General features: G+C 61.7%; 11 protein-coding genes. 6 read left to right on the top strand and 5 right to left on the bottom strand.

Going from position 1 to position 16,671, the window contains the following annotated elements:
• Positions 1–16 precede the first annotated feature (16 nt).
• A complete protein-coding gene (locus VM99_22595; protein ID AKK00720.1) occupies positions 17–499 on the top strand; it encodes a MarR family transcriptional regulator in 483 nt (160 codons plus the stop codon).
• 57 nt (positions 500–556) lie between these two features.
• Here VM99_22595 and VM99_22600 read toward each other — a convergent pair whose 3' ends face one another.
• Positions 557–1,864, bottom strand: coding sequence for a porin (locus VM99_22600; GenBank protein ID AKK00721.1), 1,308 nt, complete (start codon positions 1,862–1,864; stop codon positions 557–559).
• A gap of 309 nt (positions 1,865–2,173) precedes the next feature.
• Between VM99_22600 and VM99_22605 the strand changes: the two genes are divergently transcribed.
• Positions 2,174–3,385 carry a 3-phenylpropionic acid transporter gene (locus VM99_22605; protein ID AKK00722.1) on the top strand — a complete coding sequence of 404 codons (1,212 nt, stop codon included), beginning with the start codon at positions 2,174–2,176 and terminating at the stop codon, positions 3,383–3,385.
• Here the strand turns inward: VM99_22605 and VM99_22610 are convergent.
• Entirely contained in the window at positions 3,364–4,275 is a 912-nt protein-coding gene (locus VM99_22610; GenBank protein ID AKK00723.1) for an AraC family transcriptional regulator, read from the bottom strand. The genes VM99_22605 and VM99_22610 overlap by 22 nt on opposite strands.
• Positions 4,276–4,505: 230 nt before the next feature.
• Between VM99_22610 and VM99_22615 the strand changes: the two genes are divergently transcribed.
• Positions 4,506–5,279 carry a sorbitol dehydrogenase gene (locus VM99_22615; protein AKK00724.1) on the top strand — a complete coding sequence of 258 codons (774 nt, stop codon included), beginning with the start codon at positions 4,506–4,508 and terminating at the stop codon, positions 5,277–5,279.
• Positions 5,280–5,471: 192 nt separating this feature from the next.
• Positions 5,472–6,323 carry an Allergen V5/Tpx-1 family protein gene (locus VM99_22620; GenBank protein AKK00725.1) on the top strand — a complete coding sequence of 284 codons (852 nt, stop codon included), beginning with the start codon at positions 5,472–5,474 and terminating at the stop codon, positions 6,321–6,323.
• Between the two features lie 701 nt (positions 6,324–7,024).
• On the opposite strand, the gene VM99_22625 is transcribed toward VM99_22620, so the two are convergent.
• Positions 7,025–8,665, bottom strand: a complete 1,641-nt coding sequence (locus VM99_22625) for a malate:quinone oxidoreductase (protein ID AKK00726.1) — start codon at positions 8,663–8,665, stop codon at positions 7,025–7,027.
• 351 nt (positions 8,666–9,016) lie between these two features.
• A complete protein-coding gene (locus tag VM99_22630; GenBank protein ID AKK00727.1) occupies positions 9,017–10,222 on the bottom strand; it encodes a membrane protein in 1,206 nt (401 codons plus the stop codon).
• Here VM99_22630 and VM99_22635 point away from each other — a divergent pair.
• Positions 10,221–10,508, top strand: a complete 288-nt coding sequence (locus tag VM99_22635; protein AKK00728.1) for a hypothetical protein — start codon at positions 10,221–10,223, stop codon at positions 10,506–10,508. The two genes, VM99_22630 and VM99_22635, sit on opposite strands and share 2 nt — an antisense overlap.
• Positions 10,509–10,743: 235 nt before the next feature.
• The gene (locus VM99_22640; GenBank protein ID AKK00729.1) at positions 10,744–11,661 is read left to right on the top strand and encodes a transposase; all 918 of its coding nucleotides are present in this window, start codon (positions 10,744–10,746) and stop codon (positions 11,659–11,661) included.
• Between the two features lie 116 nt (positions 11,662–11,777).
• Here the strand turns inward: VM99_22640 and VM99_22645 are convergent, their stop codons facing one another.
• The gene (locus VM99_22645) at positions 11,778–16,646 is read right to left on the bottom strand and encodes an NAD-glutamate dehydrogenase (protein AKK00730.1); all 4,869 of its coding nucleotides are present in this window, start codon (positions 16,644–16,646) and stop codon (positions 11,778–11,780) included.
• Positions 16,647–16,671: the final 25 nt, after the last annotated feature.

Consider the following 16,671-nt stretch of genomic DNA (forward strand, 5'->3'; position numbering starts at 1 on the left):
AAGGATGCTCATTTCGATGGCCAAGTCTTCCAAGCTTGCCGAAACCGCCGAGCCCGTGGCCGCCGGTGCCGAGGCGCCGCTGGACACTGCGCTGGACGACCTGATCGGTTACGCCCTGCGTCGCGCCCAGTTGAAACTGTTCCAGAACCTGATCGGTCGGCTGGCCGTCCACGACCTGCGGCCCGCCCAGTTCTCGGCCCTGGCGATCATCGACCAGAACCCCGGCCTGATGCAGGCTGACCTGGCCAGGGCCCTGGCTATCGAACCGCCGCAAGTGGTGCCGCTGCTGAACAAACTGGAAAGCCGGGCCCTGGCCGTACGCGTGCGCTGCAAGCCGGACAAGCGTTCCTATGGGATTTTCCTGAGCAAGAGCGGGGAAACCCTGCTCAAGGAACTCCAGCAGATCGCCGCCCAGAGCGACCTGGACTCCACGACAGCGCTGTCGGACGATGAGCGGGAGCAATTGCTGCGGTTGCTGAAGAAGGTGTACCAGCAGTAAGGCCCGCACCCAGCCCTGTGGCGAGAGGATCATCCTCGCCACGGGGCTGGCGACGCTTCACCAGATCGGCACGTTGTAGGTCACCAAAAAGCGGGTCTGGTTCTCATCGCGAAACGCCGCGGTGCCCGGAAAGTCATTGCGGTAGATCGATTTGCGCGCCAGCAGCCCGACGTTCTTCAGCGGACCACTCTGGATCACGTAGCCCAACTCCATCTGGAACTCTCGCTCCTTGCGATCCTCGGCACCGAGGGCCGCCAGCTCGATGTGGTCTCCCCGGACATAACGCAGCCTTGTCCTCAGGCCCGGCATACCGACGGCGGCGAAGTCATAGTCGTGGATCGCCTGCCAGGTGCGCTCCTTGGCATTGAGAAAATCCGAGCTCATGGTCATCTCGCTCAAGCCCATCAACTCGGTGCCCGACACGTAGGGTGTGGCCGTGTCGCCGCTGGCGTGCATGTAGCCCAGGCTCAACCGATGCCCGCCCAGGCGATAGCCGACCAGCGCCGACACATTGATGTTATCGACCTTGCCGGCCTTGGCGGCCCCGTCCTCGCCGCTGAAGAAGCTGCGCAGGTCGGTGGTCAACACCCCGTCGCCCAACGGCAGGTCATGCAGCAGCGCCAGGGTGTCCTGACGGTATAGGTCGGCCACTTCGGCGTGATAGGCGCGCACGCTCAGGCCCTTGCCGACTTGATAGTCGCCGCCGACATAGGCCATGTGGGACGTCGTCGCCGCGCCATTGAAGCGCCGGTTGGGCGCGGCAATGCTCATGGGTTGGTAATCGGTGGAATCGCGTCGGTTGATGCGGTCGATGTAGCCGGTGTTCAAGGTCAGGCCGTCGATGTCCTTGCTACTGAGAGTCGTACCGCGAAAGGTCTGCGGCAACAGGCGTGACGGACTGGCAAAGGCGAACGGCAGGAAGATCGAGACATCGCCGGTCTTCACCGTCGTCTGGCCAACGCGCAACTTGCCGGTGATGGCCAGGCGCGAATATTCATCGGCGGCACGCTTGTCACTGCTGGACACCGGCAATAACTCGGTGCCGCTGCGGTCCGGCGACGAATCCAGCTTGATCCCGAGCAAGCCGCGGGCATCCAGGCCGAACCCTACCGTGCCGGGCGTAAACCCCGACTCCATGTTTACGATCGCCGCCTGGGCCCACTCCCGGGCCGCGGTCTTGGCGCCGTCGTCCTTGTAGTCGCGGTCCATGTAGTAATTGCGCAGGGTCAGGGTGCCGTGGCTGTCATCGATGAATCCTTCTGCCAGCGCCGCGCTGGAACCCAGGCTCAATCCCAGGCAGGCCAGCAGTTGAACGAAGGGTGAAACAGGGGCCGCCGCCAGGGCGGCCCGCGCAAGATTCGGCATGTCCTATGTCCACTTATTGTTGTTGTTTTTGATCGCCCTCGACGTCTTCGGGTCGGGGCTCTGGGCAAGCAGAATGGAAAGGCCGTGAAGGTTTCGTCAACTCAACCGTCCGATAATCGAACGTTAATATCATTAATCAATTCAGCAAAATCTCTAAAAATTCCTTTCAACCTCATGATTTCACTGTTTATTTTTACCGCTCCACCGATTTCCTCTCATCCATTCATTTTTTAGTTAGCTTTGTTAATCTAAATTGCGCTGGTCGCTCTCGGTCAGTGCCCCAGGACAAAAACAATAAGAGGATTTGCCATGAACCAGCCGACACGTCGTGCGACGCTGACCATTGCCTTGTGTTTCATCGTTGCGCTGATCGAGGGGTTTGACTTGCAGTCGGCCGGCACCGCCGCCGCGGGCTTGCGGCAGACGTTCACCCTCGACCCGAAAATGATGGGCTGGGTCTTCAGTGCCGGAATCATCGGCCTGCTGCCCGGGGCGTTCTTCGGTGGCTGGATCGCCGACCGCATTGGCCGCAAGAAAATCCTCATCGCCGCCGTCCTGCTGTTCGGCGTGTTCTCCCTCAGCACGGCCTACGTCGAGCAGTTCTCCAGCCTGCTGCTGGTGCGTTTCATGACGGGCCTGGGCCTGGGTGCCGCCCTGCCCAACCTCATTGCCCTGTGCGCCGAAGCCGTGGGTGAGCAGCGTCGCGGCACGGCAATCAGCGTGATGTACGCCGGGGTTCCGCTGGGCGGCGCGCTGGCGGCGGTGGTCGCCATGTTGTTTGGCGAGCACTGGCAGATGACGTTTTTCATCGGCGGGCTGGCACCGCTGCTGGTGGTGCCGTTGATGCTGCTGTGGCTTCCCGAGTCCAGCGCCTTTCGCCAGGCCCGGGAGGTCGGTGGCGACGCGCATGTTTCAACCGGCCAGGCACTGTTCGGCGAAAGTCGAGGCCGGACCACCCTGGCCCTCTGGCTGAGCTATTTCTTCACGCTGACGGTCATGTACATGCTGCTCAACTGGCTGCCGTCGCTGCTGCTGGAACAAGGCTTCAGCAAGCCCCAGGCGGGCCTGGTCCAGATGCTGTTCAACATCGGTGGCACCCTGGGTTCGTTGATTGGCGGCCTGTTGCTGGACCGCTGCAATGGTTTGAAGGTGGTGCTGTTCGTCTACGCCGGGCTTCTCAGCGCCCTGGCCGGGGTCGGGTTATCGGTGGGCATCGTGCCGATGGCCATCGCCGGGTTCGCCGCCGGGCTGTTTGTCATGGCCGCGCAATTGGTGCTCTACGCACTGGCGCCGCCCGCCTACCCCACGGCCGTGCGCGCCACGGGCGTCGGTGCAGCGGTTGCCATCGGGCGCCTGGGTTCGGTCGCGGGCCCCCTGGCCGCCGGGCAGATCCTGGCGGCCGGCGCGGGAACCACCGGCGTGCTGCTGGCGACATCACCCGGGCTGCTGATTGCCGCCGTGGCCGCGATCAGTGTGATGGCCCGTGCCGTGCCGGTGGGTCAGGCGCACGTGGCCCGTTGAGCCAACAGCCGGCGATATTCGCTGGGTGTCTGGTTCATCTCGATGCGAAAGTGCCGGTTGAAATTGGACAGGTTGTTGTACCCCACCTCGAAACAGATCTCGGTCACCGGCAATTCGCTGTTCAGCAGCAAGCGGCAGGCACGCTGGACCCGCAGCTTGCGCATCAGGTCGACAAAACCATGCCCGGTGATGCGCTTGAAGAAGCGCGAGAAACCGGGCTCGCTCATGTTCAGCCGCCGGGCGATCTCTGACAGGCGCAGGTCACCGGTGAGTTCGGCGTGCAGGTATTCGAAAGCCTGATGGATGCGCTCGCTGCTGCGGGCATCGAGGGTCGGCGCATAGCAAGGGCTTGCCAGGCTCAGCACGTCGGTGTCAGGGGCCTGGCCCAGGGCTTCGAGCAACTCGAGGAACAGCGCCAGGCGCTTGAGCCCCCGGGCCGGGCCGATGGCTTCGAGCAACTGCGCGGCACGCCGTGCGGTGTCGCCGCTGAAGGCCAGGCCGCGACGGGCGCGCTCGAACAGCCCCTGCACCTGCGCCAGCTCGGGCAAGGTCGGACGCAAGGCCAGCCACGCCGCACCGTCGAACTGCAGGACCACATCGCGCCCCGCCAGGTATTCGTCGGGGGCCAGGTCCGCCATCCAGTCGTGGGGCAAGCCGGGACCGATCATCGCCACATGGCCGGGACCGAAAGGCCCGATGTAGTCGCCCGCCAACAACTTCCCGCTGCCCTGGCGAATCAGGTGGATTTCGAACTCGGGGTGGTGGTTCCAGCGCGCCAGGGGGTACGGGTAATCGTGCTCGTACCAACGAAAACTGTGCTCGGGCTCGGGCAGGATGACCTCCAGCTCGGCCGGGCGCTGCTCGAACAGGGGGGCTCGGTGATCAGGCATGTCGCATCTCGTCTGGCCTCATGACGGCACCTTACGCCGGATGACCGGCGCCCTGCCAGCCGCGGCTTGACCGTTCACCGATACTTTTTTAACCCGCAGCGCCCTGCGTTAAAAAAGTATCACCTGGCGATGCTGCTCGCGTTTGTCGGCCTTCGGGCTCGCTGCTGTAATCGGCCTGCCGCCGCCATGGCGACACCCCACCCTTTTGCCATCGAACACAGGACCATCCCATGAAACGACTGAAAGGAAAAAGTGCCCTGGTCACCGGCGCCGCCCGAGGCATCGGCAAAGCGTTTGCCCAGGCCTACATCAATGAAGGTGCCACCGTGGCAATTGCCGATATCGACCTGGATCGGGCCCGGGCCACCGCCGCCGAGCTGGGCGAAGACGCCTACGCGGTCAGGCTCGACGTGACCGACCAGGCTTCGATCGACGCAGCCATTGCAGCGGTGGTGGCACGTGCGGGCAAGCTGGACATCCTGGTCAATAACGCGGCGCTGTTCGACCTGGCGCCCATCGTGCAGATCACACGGCAAAGCTATGAGCGGCTGTTCTCGATCAATGTCGCCGGCACGCTGTTCACGCTCCAGGCCGCGGCCCGGCAGATGATCGGCCAGGGCCACGGCGGCCGGATCATCAACATGGCAAGCCAGGCCGGGCGCCGTGGCGAAGCCCTCGTGGGTGTCTATTGCGCCACCAAGGCAGCGGTGATCAGCCTGACCCAGTCCGCCGGGCTGGATCTGATCAAGCACCGGATCAACGTCAACGCCATCGCGCCCGGAGTGGTGGAGGGCGAGCATTGGGACGGCGTGGACGCACTGTTCGCCCGCCATGAAAACCTGCCCCTGGGGGAAAAGAAACGCCAGGTCGGCCAGCAGGTGCCTTACGGCCGCATGGGCACCGCGCAAGACCTGACAGGCATGGCGGTTTTTCTCGCCTCGGCGGACAGCGAATACGTGGTGGCCCAGACGTACAACGTCGACGGCGGCAACTGGATGAGCTGAAGTTCGACGGATTTGCACCTTCAAACGCCGGTGATGGACTTATTTGCCTGAAAATTGATCCCAGTACTTGAGGATTGTCCCGAACGGTGCCCAGCGGTGCCGCTCAGGGAATTTCAAGAGAGCGTGAATACCGTTGCCCCAGCGGGGCAAAAATTGCGCATCATAGGCGCCGTCCGCTCAAGGGAGATTTACATGCGTGCCATTTCATCCGTCATGCGTCTTGTCGTGCTGTCGCTGGGGCTGGTGTTCGCCGCCAGCGCCGCAGCCACCGAAGAGACGCAACTGGTCGAGTCCATCAACCTTTACCGCAGCCAATCCCAAAGCTGCTCCGGGCAGGCTTCGCTGGAGTTGCCACCGCTGGCGATGGATTCCCGGCTGATCCTGTCGGCCAATGGCATCGGCGATCTGCAGCAGGCGCTCGCGCGCACGGCCTACCCGATGGTCAACGTCCAGGCCATCAGCCTGTCCGGACCGCGGGATGCGCAAAGTGCGATGAAGGCCATCCAGGAAAGCTTCTGCCAGGTGGTCCTCGACCCGCAGTTCGTCGACATCGGCGTCAGTCGCATGGACCGTGAATGGCGCATCGTGGTGGCGCGCCCGCTGCTGTCGGCTCGCCTCGGCGACTGGCAGGCCGAAGGCCAGAAACTGCTCAAGCTGATCAACAGCGCTCGGGCCCAACCGCGCCGCTGCGGCACCGAGACCTTTGCCGCCACCACCCCGCTGACCTGGAACGCGACCCTGGCCCTGGCCGCCGTGACCCACACCCGTGCCATGGCCAACAACAACTTCTTCGACCACAAGGACCGTGACAACCGCATGCCCGGCGACCGTGCCGAACTTGCCGGTTACCTGGGCCAGTTGATCGGCGAGAACATTGCCGCCGGGCAAGACACCGCCCTCAAGGTGGTGGACGGTTGGCTGGCCAGCCCAGGGCACTGCGCCAACCTGATGAACCCGCAGTTCCACGAGCTGGGCGCCGGTTACGCCACCGACCCGAAAAGCGATGCGGGGATCTATTGGACGGCGATGTTCGGCACCCAGTAGATGAAAAAAATGAGTGGCGAGCGGACTCATCCCCTCGCCACAAATTTGCCAACTTTCTTAAGTGAACAGCGTTACGCCAGACTGTCTGCCTCTAAAACTCCAGAGCAATAGTCCAATCGCTATAAAGTCCAAAAACATTATTCCGATCAGACATCAACAACTGTAATCCTTGACAGTAGAAACAATCCTCCGGGCACACCATGATCACCCTGGTCACAAACTGCTCTTGAGGAAAATAAAATGAGCACTGAATATCGATACTCAGCGTATGCGGATCGCGGTACCCATAACACTCAATACGGAACGATTACCGCAGACTCACCGGAGGCGGCTGTCCAGGCTGTAAAGGATAAATACAGCAGTTCCCACGTGGTCACCGTTTCCTTGTCGGTAAAAAAGACGTCGGAGGATCCAACACAGCCGACACAATATATCGAGATAGTGACCAAAGCATGAAGGACAGCCCTCTGCATAATTACAGCGCGACTTTCAACAGGGTCGCTTGATCTGGAAAGATATAATCAGCACCACCCAGGAAAACCAGGAACAGCACTTGAACTGGATACTGAACAGCGCATAAAAAAAATCCGGACCCCTCTCGGACTCCGGATTTTCCCTGACGAGTTAAGGTCAACAATCCCTAACTCAACCGCATAACACTCAACAAGCCGCGTTTTGCATTACACCAGACAACGTCAGGCTTACAGCGCCATGTCAGCCGCTGGATTGGCTTCGCGGGCAGCCGCTGGCTGGGCCGGGGCCGGGGTGCCTGGCTTGGTGATCACCGGCGGCGTGTCCAGTTGCAGGACTTCGCTGGTGTAGGCCCATTCCTGGGCAACGCGCTCAGGGCTGTCGTTGAGCTTGGTGCCATAGCTTGGCACGATCTGGTGCAGTTTTTCCTGCCAGGCCGGGCTGGCGACCTTGTCCTTGAAGACCTTCTCCAGCACGGTCAGCATGATCGGCGCAGCCGTCGAAGCACCTGGCGAAGCACCCAGCAGGCCGGCGATGCTGCCGTCCTGGGACGCGACCACTTCGGTGCCCAGTTTCAGCACGCCGCCCTTCTCTTCGTCACGCTTGATGATCTGCACGCGCTGGCCGGCCTGCCACAGGCGCCAGTCTTCCTGTTTGGCCTCTGGGAAGTATTCCTTCAGCGCATTGAAACGATCTTCGTCCGACAGCATCAGTTGACCGGCCAGGTACTCGACCAGTGGGTACTGTTCGATACCGACCTTGGTCATCGGCCACACGTTGTGGGTGGTGGTGCTGGTCAGCAGGTCAAAGTACGAACCGTTCTTCAGGAACTTGGTCGAGAAGGTGGCGAACGGGCCAAACAGGATCACACGCTTGCCATCCAGCACGCGGGTGTCCAGGTGCGGTACCGACATCGGTGGCGCGCCGACCGAAGCCTTGCCATAGGCTTTGGCCAGGTGCAGTTGGGCAACGGTCGGGTTTTCGGTGACCAGGAACGAACCGCCCACCGGGAAACCGGCGTACTCGCGCGCTTCCGGAATGTCGGACTTCTGCAGCAGGTGCAGGGCACCACCGCCAGCGCCGATGAACACGAACTTGGCGTCGGTCTCGGTCTCGGTACCGTCCTTCAGGTTCTTGTACGAAACGCGCCAGGTGCCGTCTTCGTTGCGGGTGATGTCTTCCACTTCGCTGGACAGTTTCAGCGAGAAGTTCGGTTTGCTCTGCAGGTAGGCAGCGAACTGGCGAGTGATTTCGCCGAAGTTCACGTCAGTGCCCAGGGGACTCCAGGTCGCCGCGACTTTCTGGCTCGGGTCACGCCCTTGCATCATCAGCGGCACCCACTTGCCGATCTGCGCTGGGTCTTCGGAATACTGCATGCCGGCGAACAACGGGCTGGCCTGGAGGGCTTCGTAGCGCTTCTTCAGGAACGCGATGTTGTCGTCGCCCCACAGGAAGCTCATGTGCGGCGTGGAGTTGATGAACGAACGTGGGTTCTTCAGCACGCCGTTCTTGACCTGCCAGGACCAGAACTGACGGGAGATCTGGAAGGCTTCGTTGATTTCGATAGCCTTGGAGATATCGACCTTGCCGTTCTTGTCTTCCGGCGTGTAGTTCAGTTCGGCCAGTGCCGAGTGACCGGTACCGGCGTTGTTCCAACCGTTGGAACTTTCTTCGGCAACACCGTCCAGGCGCTCGACCATTTCCATGGTCCAGCCCGGCTCCAGCTCATTGAGCCAGACGCCGAGTGTCGAGCTCATGATGCCCCCACCAATGAGCAGGACGTCCACTTTTTTTGCCTCGGCGGCGTGCGTGGTCGCAAGACCCATCGCCATCGCCAGGCCCAGTAGCGCCGTGTGTGTTTTCTTCAACATGTGTGTATCCCTAGGATGGAACGCCATTCCGCCCTCCTGCCCTGATCAAGGATAGATCACGCCCGTAGCCGGCAGCGCCAGCGTGACAGGTTCGATAGGACTGGAGGATGGACCTACAGGACCGAGCAAATAGGTCGGCCTCAGATTTATGTCTCTCCGGCGCTGACTTCTTGTAGGTCTTGGCTTCAGCTGAGTGAGGGACACTGCAAAACGGTTGTGTTCGGGTCTGGTTTGACCGTGCCCGATTGTCGCAGCGGGGGGAGTTTACATAATGAAATAACCAGACCGAAGCATCTTTTTACATTACGGACGAAAAACGCCGGCCAGATGACGGCGTTTTATTGGCTCTGATCAGAAATACTTGAGCAGCGCGATGTCCCGTCGCCGTTGCTTCAGCTCGGCGAACCAGCGGGTCGGGAAGAACAGCGCCACCCCCAGCAGCACGCTGCACACCCACACCAGGGGCAAATGGTCGAAACCGAAATACGCCCCCTGGTTGGTGCCCCAGAGGGCAACCGCCAGCAGGTAAAGGGCCTTGAGCACGTAGAGATGCAACAGATAGAAAAACATCGGCGCGCCGCCGTAGACCGCCAGCAAGGCGATGGTGCCCCGCGCCTGAGCCTTCTCGAACAATGCCAACAGGATCAGGCCAACCCCCAGTGTCGGTAGCAGGAACATCAACGATGGCGGGTACTTCGTCGCACTCAGGAAACTCATGGCGGTGCGCAGCGCATCGCCGGTCTGCACCCAGGGCTTGTCGCCATAGACGTTCAGGTAGCGGATGACGACGAATACCACCAGCAAGCCGATGCCCACCTGCAACAGCCGCCGCACTCGCACGGCGGGGTCCACCTGCCGGGCAAACCACGGTCCGATGGCCCAGCCCAGCAGGATCACGCCGATCCAGGGCAGCACCGGGTAAGTGGTGCGGGCGCGGGTGAATTCGGTGAGATCGATGAATGCCCGCTGGTGCAGGATCGACCAGGGCACGAAGAATGGCGAGTCAGGCCCCAGCACGATGCCGTCCAGCAGGTTGTGGCCGGCGACAATGGCGACGCCGATGACGATCAGCCAACTGCGCTTGAGGTGCAACAGCACGGCCAGGGCGATCATGCAAATGCCGATGCACCAGATCACCTGCAGCCACAAAGTCTTGGGGGGAAACTCGGCGGTCCAGGCGAAACACACGAACGTGAGTTCCAGCACGACCAGGAACAACCCGCGCTTGAGCAGGAACACCGAGGTTTCGCCGGCGGTGTGCTTCTGGCTGTAGAGCCAGGCCGACAAACCGGTGAGGAAGATGAACACCGGGGCACAGAGCGTGCTGAGCAGCCGGGTGAAGAACAGGTCCGGGGTGACACTCAACGCATCGATCGGGTCGCTGACCTGCCGGTGCAGCAGGAATGTTTCGCGAACATGGTCGACCAGCATCAGCAACATCACGAACCCTCGCAGGGCATCGATGGCCAGCATGCGCACATGGGTTTTGGCGAGGCTCGTGGCGAGGGCGGGCGCGGCGACGCCGGACAGGCTCGTCACAGGGGAAGAGAGGCTCATGGCAATACTCGTCGGGGATCCGTACAAGACAGAGAATGAGAATCCCTGTCAAAAGAAATCGGATAACATAACACAAAACATCGCGACGAATAGACCCTTCACGGTGGGCACGGGCCTGGTTGCGAAAACGACGGTTCACTCAGGCTTGTGCCGGCTGATCCTCGGCTTTAGCGAGCCGCTCCCACCGATTCTTCGGCGGGTCCGGATGGCGTGTCCGACGCCTATTCATTGTGGGAGCGGGCTTGCCCGCGAAGACGGCTGCACATCCGACATCTTGGTTGACTGACCCTCCGCTTTCGCGGGCAAGCCCGCTTGTGTCTGAGTAAGGGAATAAACTCTGGGGTGAGAGGGGTAGATGGCAAGCTGTGAGTCCGCGGTGCTTGAAGCACGAGTGGGAGCAAAGCTGCCATCTACCTTTCTACTCTGGCCCATAAGCCCGAACAGTTGGACGAGCGGCACTCGAATCACAAGCGTGGGCAAAGCCAGAGCACTCTCATTTCTGAGTGTAAGAGGGTTTTGCCATGATTTCCTGGGTCGGTATCGATATATCCAAATCAAATCTCGTCGTTTGGGTTCGACCACAGAACCAAGGCTACGAGGTCCCCAATACGCCTGAGGGTTTTGCACAACTGGTCGAACAGCTAAGCCCGTACACGATTGGCCGGGTGTTACTGGAAGCCACGGGCGGCTATGAACGAAAGGTTATGGCAGCACTGCAGGAGGCAGGTTTCAATGTGCTCAGGATCAACCCTCGTCGGGCTAGAGCCTTCGCCGTAGCAATGGGCAAGAATGCCAAGACCGACCCCATCGATGCGGCTGTTCTTGCCGATTTTGCCGAAGCTCTGCATGCGTCTCACGAAAAGCCCATTTCACCTGAGCGTGAAGCACTGCGGGAGCTGATTCAGCTGCGCGAACACTTCGTCCAGCAACGAGATGACAACAAGCGCCGGCTACAGCAGGCTCAGCTTCCGGCGGTTATCGAGGTGATCAAAGATCATATTCGCTACCTGCAAATCCAAATCAAGCAGTTTGGCAAAGCCATTAATCAAAGCATGCGTAAGCTGGATGCGGAGAAAGCCGACCGACTCACATCAGTTAAAGGGATCGGCACTGTGGCGACTGCTAGTTTGTTGGTTTACCTGCCTGAGCTCGGTGAGCTTGATCGCAGAGAGATCGCGTCCCTGGCGGGAATCGCCCCCTACAACGACGACAGTGGCAATCACAGCGGCAAACGTCAGATTTACGGAGGAAGAGCGCGGGTCAGACGTGCGCTTTATATGTCGTGCTGGGTTGTCATCCGCTATCACGCCGACTTCAAGGCCCGGTACGAAGCACTTCGAGGGCGAGGCAAGAGCGCGAAAGTCGCGCTCATCGCCTGCATGCGAATATTGCTAATCAGACTGAATGCCATGCTTCGAGACGGCACTGAATGGCGGTGACGGGTGGCAGAGGTAAGACAGTTGCTCCCACAGTGCTGTTTGGTGGATTCCGGTCCGAACGGGGGTAAAAAAAAACCCGCATCTCTCGATGCGGGTTTTTTCATTTCAACGCCGGATCAGTTGGCCGTCACGACCGTCTGACCTGCCAGCGCCAGGTCCAGCAGTTCGCGGTTGGCGACTGCGTACATGGCGTAGTCGGTGCCGCTGGCGGCACGGATGTCTACCAGCATGGCGCGCCAGCGCTCGACCATGTCCTGGTGCTGCTCCAGCCACAGGGCCAGGCGGGTTTCCACGTCCTGGGAACCGTCGCCCTCTTGCAGGACCGAGATGGTGATCGCCCGTTGCTGCCAGTCGACATCATCGCGGAACGCTTCGCGGGCCAGGGCCTGCCAGTTGTTTTCCACCGGCAATGCGCTGATCTGTTGCAGGTACCAGGTGACGTCCAGGGCACTGCCCACGGCGAAGTAGGCCTTGGCCACGTCCGCGGCGTTCTGGCCGGTGACGTCCGACGCCTCGATGATCGGCAGCAAGGTGTACAGGTGGGTGGTGCCTGCAACCATGCGCGCCAGCAACTCCGGCACACCGGCGGCCACGTAGGCCTGGTAGCGGGTCTGCCAACCTTCGCGGGTCGGGCCTTCCAGCAGTTCGTCGAGCTTGAGGCCCAGCGCGGCCAGGTGCGGACCGAAGTGAGCGACGTCGCGGGCGGCGTTCTGCTCGTTGCGGCGGCTGCGCAGGAACCAGCGAGTGGCGCGGCGGCCCAGGCGCATCAGCTCATCCATCAGCTCCAGTTGCACGTCGGCGGAAACCTGGTGGTCCAGGGCCTCGATCTGACGGAACCAGTGCGGGAGATGGAAGATGTCACGCACGATCACGTAGGCACCCGCCACGTTCGCCGGGCTCATGCCCGTGGACTCCTTGAGCCGTTGAACGAAGGTGATGCCCATGTGGTTGACCAGGTCGTTGGCGATCTGGGTGCTGACGATCTCGCGCTTCAGGCGATGGCGGCGCATGGCCTCGGAGAACTTGCTCACCAGCGTTGGCGGGAACGCGGTTTCCATGTCACGGGTCAGGTAGTCGTCATCCGGGACCAGGGAGTTGAGCAGCGCTTCCTTGAGGTCGATCTTGCTGTAGGAGATCAGCACCGACAGTTCGGCACGGGTCAGGCCATGGCCTGCCGCAACGCGTTCGGCCAATTGCTCTTCGGTAGGCAGGAACTCGATGGCACGGTCCAGCTTGCCCCGCGCTTCCAGGTCGTTCATCAGGCGCTTGTATTCGGCGATCCGCACGAATGCACGGCGGGCCGCCAGGGACAGCGCCTGGGTCTGCTTGTAATTGTTGCCCAACACCAGGCCGCCGACTTCGTCGGTCATGCTCGCCAGCAACTGGTTGCGTTGCTTGTCGGTCATGTCGCCAGCCTGCACCACTTCGTTGAGCAGGATCTTGATGTTCACTTCGTGGTCGGAGCAGTCCACACCACCGGCGTTGTCGATGAAGTCGGTGTTGGTGGCGCCGCCATGCAGGCCGAACTCGACGCGACCCAGTTGGGTCATGCCCAGGTTACCGCCCTCGCCCACGACCTTGCAGCGCAGCTCGTTGCCGTTCACGCGCAACGCATCGTTGGCCTTGTCGCCGACGTCGGCGTGGCTTTCGGTGCTGGCCTTGACGTAGGTGCCGATACCGCCGTTCCACAACAGGTCCACCGGTGCCTTGAGCAAGGCGTTCAGCAGTTCGGTCGGGGTCAGTTTGTCGGCGCTGATGTCGAAGCGCTCTTTCATCTGTGGCGAGATGGCGATGCTCTTCGCGCTGCGCGAGAAGATACCGCCGCCTTCGGACATGATGCTGGTGTCGTAGTCGGTCCAGGCCGAACGCGGCAGGTCGAACAGGCGCTTGCGCTCGGCGAAGCTGCTGGCCGGTTCCGGGTTCGGGTCGATGAAGATGTGCAGGTGGTTGAACGCGGCCACCAGTTGCAGCTTGTCGGACATCAGCAAGCCGTTGCCGAACACGTCGCCGGCCATGTCGCCGACGCCCACCACGGTGATGCTGTCTTGCTGGACATTGATGCCGCGCTCGCGGAAGTGGCGCTGCACGCCAACCCACGCGCCCTTGGCGGTGATACCCATTTTCTTGTGGTCGTAACCGGCCGAGCCACCGGAAGCAAAGGCATCGCCCAGCCAGAAGCCGTAGTCGATGGCGATGCCGTTGGCGATGTCGGAGAAGGTCGCGGTGCCCTTGTCGGCCGCCACCACCAAGTACGGGTCATCGTCGTCATGGCGCACGACGTTGGCCGGCGGCACCAGGGCGCCGTCCTTGAGGTTGTCGGTGATGTCCAACAGGCCCGAGATGAAAATGCGGTAGCAGGCGATGCCCTCGGCCGCGATCTCGTCGCGGCTGCCACCCAGCGGCAGGCGACGCGGCAGGAACCCGCCCTTGGCGCCGACCGGCACGATCACCGAGTTCTTCACTTGCTGGGCCTTCACCAGGCCGAGCACTTCGGTGCGGTAGTCTTCTTCACGATCGGACCAGCGCAGACCGCCACGGGCAACGTTGCCGAAGCGCAGGTGCACGCCTTCGACCCGCGGCGAGTAGACGAAGATCTCGAACTTGGGCACCGGCTTGGGCAGTTCGGGGATCAGGTGCGGGTTGAACTTGAAGCTGAAGTAGGACTTGTTCTGGCCGTTGGCGTCGGTCTGGTAGAAGTTGGTCCGCAGTGTGGCCTTGATCAGGTCCAGGTAGCGACGCAGGATGCGGTCTTCGTTGAGCACCTGGACGTCGTCCAGCGCCGTGAGGATCGCCTGTTCCAGGCGCAGCTGCTTGTCTTCCAGGTCCTCGGCGCTGAGTTTGCGCGCCAGGTAGAAGCGGGTCTTGAACAACCGGGTCAACTCGCGGGCGATGTCGGTGTGGTTGTTCAGGGTGCTGGCGATGTAGCCCAAATCGAAGCCCAGGCGGATCTGCTTCAGGTAACGGGCATAGGCACGCAGCAGCGCCACGTCGCGCCATGGCAGGCCGGCGGTCAGCACCAGGCGGTTGAACGCGTCGTTTTCGGCATCACCGCGCACGATGTGCACGAACGCATCCTGCAACGTGTCGTTGAGCTGCTGGATATCCAGGTCCAGGCCTTCGGCGGCGGTGAACGCGAAATCATGGATCCAGAACTCGCGGCCATTGGTGTGGCGCAGGCGGTACGGGAATTCACCCAGCACCCGCAGGCCGAGGTTTTCCAGGATCGGCAGGACGTCGGACAACGCCAGCGGCGTGTCGGCGTGATACAGCTTGCAGTGCAGCTCACGCTGGCCGGAAACCTGGCCCAGCGGCTGGTAGAAGCTCATCACCAGCGGGTTCTTTTCATTCAGGCTCAGCAGGTGTTGCATGTCGACCACGGCCGAGTGCGCGGCGAAGCGCTCGCGGTAGCCGGCCGGGAAGCCTTTGGGGAAGTCGGCCAGTACATTGGTGCCCTGGGCTTCGCCGAAGCTCTCGATCACCAGGCTGGCGTAGTCGTCCTTCCAGCTGCGGCAGGCCTGGACCACTTCTTTTTCCAGCAGCAGCGGGTCGATGTCGATCCGGTTCTTCGGGTCCACTCGCAAGATCAGTTGCACGCGCGCCAGGACGGATTCGGAGAAGAACGTCCAGAACTCGCAGTCCGTGGCCTTCAGGCGGTCCATCAGCACCTGCTGGATCTTCTGCCGCACTTCGGTGGAATAGATGTCCCGTGGCACGTAGGCCAGGCAGTAGCAGAAACGCCCATACGGGTCTTTGCGCAGGAACACGCGGATCTTGTTGCGTTCCTGGATCTGCACGATGGACATCACGGTGCTGAACAATTCGTCGACCGGGGTCTGGAACAGGTCGTCACGGGGCAGCACTTCGACCACCTGGGCCAGTTCCTTGCCCAGGTGCGCCTTGGCCTGGAAGCCCGAGCGACGCTCGATTTCCTCGACCTTGCGCCGGATGTACGGGATGACCCGGACACTTTCGCCGTACACCGAGGAGGTGTACAGGCCCATGAAGCGGCATTCCTTGATGACCTTGCCGTTGGCGTCGATTTCACGGATCGACACGTAGTCCGGGTACGCCGGACGGTGCACGCGGCTCGGGTGCGCGGCCTTGGCGAACGACAGCAGGGTTGGTTCGCGCAGGTAATTGACGGCGTAGTCTTCGATGCGCAGGTCATCGGCGGTGAGGCCAGCGCGCAGCAGCTTGGTCAGGCCCAGGAAGGACTCGGGGTTGTACTCGATGTGGCCGCCATCGGCGTCTTCACGCACCACGAACTCTTCATAGCCGAGGAACGTGAAGTGGTTGCCCACCAGCCATTCCAGGAAGCTCTTGATCTCGCTCTTTTCGTCGGCATCGATGACGTGGGCGCTGTCGTCCAGGCCCGCCAGGATTTCCTGGACCTTGGCCTTCATCGGTTCGAAATCGGCCACCGCCACGCGCACTTCGCCCAGCACTTGCTCGAGTTCCTTGGTCAGGACACTGAGTTCGGTGGCGTTGGCGCAGCGGTCGATTTCCAGGTACATCAACGACTCTTGCAGGATGCCGTCGCCCTGGGTGCCCTTGGGCAGGATTTCCAGCAACTCGCCCTTGCTGCCGCGACGCACGCTCAGGACGGTGGTTTGCAGGGTATGGATGCTGTAGCCGCGACGGTTCAGTTCGGTGCGCACCGAATCCACCAGGAATGGCAGGTCGTGGTGCAGCACTTCCACTGCCGTGTGCGTCGACTGCCAGCCGTGGCGTTCGTAGTCGGGGTTGTAGACACGCACCTGCGGTTGCGCGTGGTCGAAGCGCTCAAGCAGGCGCCAGGCAGACAGGGTGCAGCCGGCGAGGTCGGACAACCGGCGTTGGGTGAGTTCATCGAGGGAAATGATGCCGAAGAATTGTTCAGCGAACAGCGCCACTTGTGGCAGTGCCTGTTCACTGATGTGCTGCGCCAGTGCCGCTTGCAGTTGGTGCTGGAAGTCGGCTTTGCTGGCTGCGGTGAAGAACGCCATCTGTGGTACTCCGCTTGGGCTTGTT

This window comes from Pseudomonas chlororaphis, assembly GCA_001023535.1.
Classification (GTDB): domain Bacteria; phylum Pseudomonadota; class Gammaproteobacteria; order Pseudomonadales; family Pseudomonadaceae; genus Aquipseudomonas; species Aquipseudomonas chlororaphis_E.

Coding starts and splice junctions, on each gene's coding strand:
- VM99_22595 (AKK00720.1), top strand. CDS start 17: ATGGCCAAGTCTTCCAAGCTTGCCGAAACCGCCGAGCCCGTGGCCGCC.
- VM99_22600 (AKK00721.1), bottom strand. CDS start 1,864: ATGCCGAATCTTGCGCGGGCCGCCCTGGCGGCGGCCCCTGTTTCACCC.
- VM99_22605 (AKK00722.1), top strand. CDS start 2,174: ATGAACCAGCCGACACGTCGTGCGACGCTGACCATTGCCTTGTGTTTC.
- VM99_22610 (AKK00723.1), bottom strand. CDS start 4,275: ATGCCTGATCACCGAGCCCCCCTGTTCGAGCAGCGCCCGGCCGAGCTG.
- VM99_22615 (AKK00724.1), top strand. CDS start 4,506: ATGAAACGACTGAAAGGAAAAAGTGCCCTGGTCACCGGCGCCGCCCGA.
- VM99_22620 (AKK00725.1), top strand. CDS start 5,472: ATGCGTGCCATTTCATCCGTCATGCGTCTTGTCGTGCTGTCGCTGGGG.
- VM99_22625 (AKK00726.1), bottom strand. CDS start 8,665: ATGTTGAAGAAAACACACACGGCGCTACTGGGCCTGGCGATGGCGATG.
- VM99_22635 (AKK00728.1), top strand. CDS start 10,221: ATGGCAATACTCGTCGGGGATCCGTACAAGACAGAGAATGAGAATCCC.
- VM99_22630 (AKK00727.1), bottom strand. CDS start 10,222: ATGAGCCTCTCTTCCCCTGTGACGAGCCTGTCCGGCGTCGCCGCGCCC.
- VM99_22640 (AKK00729.1), top strand. CDS start 10,744: ATGATTTCCTGGGTCGGTATCGATATATCCAAATCAAATCTCGTCGTT.
- VM99_22645 (AKK00730.1), bottom strand. CDS start 16,646: ATGGCGTTCTTCACCGCAGCCAGCAAAGCCGACTTCCAGCACCAACTG.